Annotated in this window: 5 protein-coding genes; all 5 read right to left on the reverse strand. The window is 58.6% G+C overall.

All coding sequences use genetic code 11. From position 1 onward, the window contains the following. Positions 1–16: 16 nt before the first annotated feature. Entirely contained in the window at positions 17–751 is a 735-nt protein-coding gene (locus HX793_RS21085; protein ID WP_003188952.1) for an amino acid ABC transporter ATP-binding protein, read from the reverse strand. Next, positions 748–1,419: an amino acid ABC transporter permease gene (locus HX793_RS21090; protein ID WP_010212763.1), complete on the reverse strand. Its 672-nt coding sequence runs from the start codon at positions 1,417–1,419 to the stop codon at positions 748–750. The genes HX793_RS21085 and HX793_RS21090 overlap by 4 nt, the downstream gene beginning before the upstream one ends. Continuing rightward, positions 1,419–2,165, reverse strand: coding sequence for an amino acid ABC transporter permease (locus HX793_RS21095; protein WP_010212762.1), 747 nt, complete (start codon positions 2,163–2,165; stop codon positions 1,419–1,421). Before HX793_RS21095 ends, HX793_RS21090 begins: the two co-directional genes overlap by 1 nt. Before the next feature lie 193 nt (positions 2,166–2,358). Beyond that, positions 2,359–3,285 (reverse strand): glutamate/aspartate ABC transporter substrate-binding protein, encoded by a 927-nt coding sequence (locus tag HX793_RS21100; protein WP_177053272.1) that lies wholly within the window; start codon positions 3,283–3,285, stop codon positions 2,359–2,361. A 376-nt stretch (positions 3,286–3,661) separates the two neighbouring features. After that, positions 3,662–5,200, reverse strand: coding sequence for a glycerol-3-phosphate dehydrogenase (glpD, locus tag HX793_RS21105; protein WP_016977961.1), 1,539 nt, complete (start codon positions 5,198–5,200; stop codon positions 3,662–3,664). Between the last annotated feature and the right edge of the window lie 177 nt (positions 5,201–5,377).

A 5,377-nucleotide genomic window follows, 5' to 3' on the forward strand; every position in this document is an offset into this window, starting at 1 on the left:
AGGAGCGAGTTGCTTTTTAGTGCTGCAGGATTTTCTCAAGGAAGTGCTGCGCGCGTTCGGAGCGGGCGCTGATGTCGCCGAAGAATTCTTCTTTCGGGCAGTCTTCGATGATCTTGCCGGCGTCCATGAAGATCACGCGGTCGGCCACTTTGCGGGCGAAGCCCATTTCGTGGGTCACGCACATCATGGTCATGCCTTCGTGGGCCAGTTGCACCATTACGTCGAGTACTTCGTTGACCATTTCCGGGTCGAGGGCCGAGGTTGGTTCGTCGAACAGCATGACGATCGGGTCCATGGCCAGGGCGCGGGCAATCGCCACGCGTTGTTGCTGACCACCGGAGAGTTGGCCAGGGTGCTTGTGGGCGTGTGCTGACAGGCCGACGCGGTCGAGCAGTTGCAGGCCTTTCTTGGTGGCTTCTTCCTTGCTGCGGCCGAGTACCTTGATCTGCGCGATGGTCAGGTTCTCGGTGATGGTCAGGTGCGGGAACAGTTCGAAGTGCTGGAACACCATGCCCACGCGCGAACGCAGTTTCGGCAGGTTGGTCTTCGGGTCGGCGATGGAGGTGCCGTCGACCACGATATCGCCCTTCTGGAACGGTTCCAGCGCGTTGACGCACTTGATCAGGGTGGATTTGCCCGAGCCCGAAGGCCCGCACACCACGATCACTTCGCCTTTTTTAACCTCGGTGCTGCAATCGGTCAGCACCTGGAAGTCGCCATACCACTTGTTGATGTTCTTGATAGAGATCATACGGCAAACCTTTTTTGCAGACGCTTGACCAGCAGCGAGGCGGAAAAGCTGATGATGAAGTAGACGACACCGGCAAAGATCAGGAACTCGTTGGAGCGGCCGATGATGTCGCCGTTGGAGCGGGCGGAGTTGAGGAAGTCCACCAGGCCCACGGTGTAGACCAGCGAGGTGTCCTGGAACAGGATGATCGACTGTTGCAGCAGCAACGGGGTCATCTTGCGGAACGCCTGGGGCAGGATGATCAGGCGCATGGTCTGGCCATAGGTCATGCCCATCGCCTGTGCCGCCGCCATCTGGCCTTTAGGGATCGACTGCACGCCGGCCCGTACGATTTCGCAGAAGTACGCGGCTTCGAACATCATGAAGGCCACGACGCAGGAGGTGAACGCACCGATCGGCGTGTCTTCGCCGGTGATCCAGCGCAACACGAACGGCACCGCCAGGTAGAACCAGGTGATCACCAGCAGCAGCGGGATCGAGCGGAAGTAGTTCACATAAGCGCCGGCCACGCGCGACAGCAGTTTGCTGGACGACAGGCGCATCAGCGCCAGGACCGTACCCAGCGCAATGCCGCCGACCACGCCCATGACCATCAACTGCAAGGTCATGACCATGCCGTTCCACAGGCCTGGGATAGCGGGGATGATGCCGCTGAAATCGAAGTCCATTATTTACCCCCCACGGAGATCAGGCCGGGCACTGCGACTTTCTTCTCGACCAGGCGCATGAGCAGCATCAGGCTCATGTTCAGGGTGAAGTAGATCAGCGTGGCCAGGGTGAAGGCTTCAAACAGGTTGGCCGAGAACTCGGCGGTCTGTTTGGTTTGCGCCAGCAGTTCCATCAGGCCGATCAAGGACGCCACGGAGGAGTTCTTGAAGACGTTGAGGAATTCCGAGGTGAGCGGCGGAATGATGATCCGGTAGGCTTGTGGCAGCAGCACGTTCCAGTAGATCTGCGGCAGCTTGAAGCCCATGGCGCGCGCAGCGGATTCCTGGCCGCGTGGCAGCGCCTGGATGCCGGTACGCACTTGCTCACACACACGGGCGGCGGTGAACAAGCCCAGGCACACGACAACGCTCAGGTAGGCCGAGGTGGTCGGGTTGAGGTCTTGTTTGTACCAGTCCTGCAGGTTCTGCGGCAGCATGTCGGGTACCAGGAAGTACCAGATGAACAGCTGAACCAGCAGCGGCACGTTACGAAACAGTTCCACGTAGCAGGTCGCGATGCCCGATACGATGCGGTTTGGCACGGTGCGCATGACGCCCAGAATGGACCCCAGCAGCAAGGCGATAATCCATGCCACGACAGCGATGGCGATGGTCCAGCCCAAGCCGGCGATGTACCAGTCGAGATAAGTCTCGCTGCCCACGCCAGTGGACTTGAAGAACACGCCCCAGTCCCAGTTGTAATTCATTAGGGTCTCCCCTCGAAGTCGATCGATGTACAAGCACCCGCTTGGGGAAGATCCTTTCCCGCCTGACGGTGAACGCCAGGCACACGCGATCGGCTCGAAAACCGCCAGGTCGAGTGTTCCAAAATAAAGCCAGCAGGTAGTAACAGACGCCTGAGGGAGGTTGGCTCCCTCAGGAGATAAGCTTAGTCAGGTATCAGATTTTTACGTCAGGCGCTGGCTTGTCGCTTGGGTTGGCGATCAGCTCCTTCACCTTGTCGCTCATCGGGAAGTTCAGGTTCAGGCCTTTTGGTGGGATCGGGCTCTCGAACCACTTGCTGTAGATCTTGTTGATCTCGCCGGATTTGTACAGGGCAACGATGGCGTCATCGACCGCTTTCTTGAAGGATGGGTCGTCTTTACGCACCATGCACGCGTAGGCTTCGAAGGATTGCGGAGTACCGGTGATGACCCAGTCGTCCGGCTTCTTGGCCTTGGCTTCTTCACCGGCCAGCAGGGCATCGTCCATCATGAAGGCAACGGCACGGCCGCTTTCCAGCATCTGGAAGGATTCGCCGTGGTCTTTGGCGGAGATGACGTTCATGCCCATTTGCTTGTCGGCGTTCATCGCTTTGATGATGCGCTCGGACGTGGTGCCAGCGGTGGTCACGACGTTCTTGCCTTTCAGGTCAGCGAAGTCGGCGTAGGTCGGCTTGCCATCCTTGTCTTTCTTGACCAGCAGACGGGTGCCGATTTCGAAGATGTTGACGGTGAAATCAACTTGCTGGGCGCGTTCGGCGTTGTTGGTGGTGGAGCCGCACTCGAGGTCCGCAGTGCCGTTCTGGATCAGCGGAATACGGGTTTGCGAGGTGACCAGGTTGTACTTGGCCTTCAGGTCGGGTTTGTTCAGGTCTTTTTTCAGTTGCTCGACGACGGCCAACTGAATGTCATGGGAGTAGCCCACGGGTTTGCCCGAACCATCCGCGATGTAGGAAAACGGAATGGAGCTGTCGCGGTGAGCGAGAGTGATGGTGCCGGAGTCGTTGATCTTCTTCAGCGTGCCGGTGAGTTCGGCGGCGAAAACTGGAGTGCTGATCAGAGCAGCAGCGATAGCTGCGCCCAGAATATGGGGAACGATGCGCATCAATACTTCCTCGACATTTGTTTTTTTTATGAAGCCGGCTAAACGGCTCTCTTGTACAGCGAATGCCCGTGACGGCTCCTGAGGCGTCCCAGGCAATCGTCCAAGAGTGTAGAGCATGAGTCGTGCCAGGCCTGAAATAAATGATTAACTATTTGATATATATGAAGATTAACTTTGTATGACGCGCTGAATTTCACGTTTTAATCCGGCAAACCGAATAGGCCTTAGTGCGGCGTTCGGAAAACCGAATGTTGTGCGGCATCTCTGTAGGAGCGAGCTTGCTCGCGAAAAAAACGCAAAAACGCCGCGTTTATGCTGGATAAACGCGGCGTTCTCAGGTGTTTCGCGAGCAAGCTCGCTCCTACACAGGAAGGGATCAGGCTGCTTCGATCTTGCTGCGGTTCTGCTCAACAGTGGACAGGTAACGCTGCACGTTGGCCTGTTCTTCCGGGGTGGTGAACAGGCCCAGCTTGGTGCGGCGCCACAGCACGTCCTGAGGTTGGGTCGCCCATTCCTCGGCGCACAGGTAATCAACCTCGCGGGTGTACAGGCCACCGCCCAGGTGCTCGCCCAGGTCCGCCAGCGACTGCACGCCTTCCAGCAGGCGCCAGGTGCGGCTGCCGTAGGTGGTGGACCAGCGGCGCGCGATTTCACTCGGCACCCAGTCGAATTTGCTACGGATGGCCTCGGCCAGGGCTTCTGGTGTGGTCATGTCTTCGCCGCCCGGCAGGCTGGCTTTGGCGGTCCAGCTTGGGCGCATCTGGGTGAAATACGGCGCGAGTTGCGCCATCGCCGACTCGGCAAGCTTGCGATAGGTGGTCAGCTTGCCGCCGAATACCGACAGAATCGGCGCCTCGCCCGTGCCACCGGACAGTGCCAGGGTGTAGTCGCGGGTGATGGCCGATGGGTTATCCGACTCGTCGTTGCACAGCGGGCGCACGCCGGAGTAGGTGTGGACGATGTCGTCGCGGCTCAACTGCTTTTTGAAATGCGCGTTGACCACTTTCAGCATGTAGTCCGTTTCACCTTCGGTGATCGCAACGGCAGCCGGGTCACCGGTGTATTCGCGGTCGGTGGTGCCAATGATGGTCAGGTGGTTCAGGTACGGAATGGTGAAGACGATGCGCTGGTCTTCGTTCTGCAGGATATGCGCGTGGGCGCCTTCGTAGAGTTTCGGCACGATCAGGTGGCTGCCCTGGATCAGGCGGATGCCGTAAGGCGAATCCAGCTTCAGGTCGTCCTTGATGAACTTGGCGACCCACGGGCCGGCGGCGTTCACCAGTGCGCGAGCACGGATCGAGAACAGGCTGCCATCGGCGCGTTCCATGTTCATTTCCCACATGCCGTTGCTGCGGTGGGCGCTGATGCAGCGGGTCTGGGTGTGGATGTGCGCGCCTTTTTCGCGGGCGGCCATGGCGTTCAGCACGACGAGACGGGCGTCATCCACCCAGCAGTCGGAATATTCGAAGCCTTTGGTGATTTCGCTTTTCAGCGGGCTGTCGGGGCCGAACTTGAGGCTTTTCGAGCCGGCGAGTTTTTCGCGCTTGCCGAGGTTGTCATACAGGAACAGACCGGCACGGATCATCCACGCCGGGCGCAGGTGCGGGCGGTGCGGCAATACGAAACGCATTTGCTTGACGATATGCGGGGCCTTGGCCAGCAATACTTCACGCTCGGCCAGGGCTTCGCGCACCAGGCGGAATTCGTAATGTTCGAGGTAGCGCAGGCCACCGTGGATCAGCTTGCTGCTGGCGGACGAGGTGTGGCTGGCCAGGTCGTCCTTTTCGCAAAGGAATACCGACAATCCGCGACCGGCTGCGTCTGCTGCAATGCCGACGCCATTGATCCCGCCACCGATAACGGCAACGTCATAGACTTCGGCAAGCGGTGGAGCAGGCAAGGTGGAAGGGTTCATCGGCTGGCCTCGCGATTTTTTCGTCTTGGAATTCGAACATTAATGTTCATTTGCGAAAATGGTAGCCGATAAATGCGCGCACAGCCACCCGACTTCGATTGAAAAAACTCATCGAAGGGCGGGAAAAGGAAAATTTGTGAACATTATGTTCGGCTTAAAGTCACATTTGTGGCGAGC

The sequence above is a fragment of the Pseudomonas reactans genome (assembly GCF_013387025.1).
Taxonomy (GTDB): Bacteria; Pseudomonadota; Gammaproteobacteria; order Pseudomonadales; family Pseudomonadaceae; genus Aquipseudomonas; species Aquipseudomonas reactans.

Bases quoted from the DNA above. Each gene is read 5' to 3' on its own strand.
- glpD (WP_016977961.1), bottom strand. From the start codon at position 5,200: ATGAACCCTTCCACCTTGCCTGCTCCACCGCTTGCCGAAGTCTATGAC.
- HX793_RS21100 (WP_177053272.1), bottom strand. From the start codon at position 3,285: ATGCGCATCGTTCCCCATATTCTGGGCGCAGCTATCGCTGCTGCTCTG.
- HX793_RS21090 (WP_010212763.1), bottom strand. From the start codon at position 1,419: ATGGACTTCGATTTCAGCGGCATCATCCCCGCTATCCCAGGCCTGTGG.
- HX793_RS21095 (WP_010212762.1), bottom strand. From the start codon at position 2,165: ATGAATTACAACTGGGACTGGGGCGTGTTCTTCAAGTCCACTGGCGTG.
- HX793_RS21085 (WP_003188952.1), bottom strand. From the start codon at position 751: ATGATCTCTATCAAGAACATCAACAAGTGGTATGGCGACTTCCAGGTG.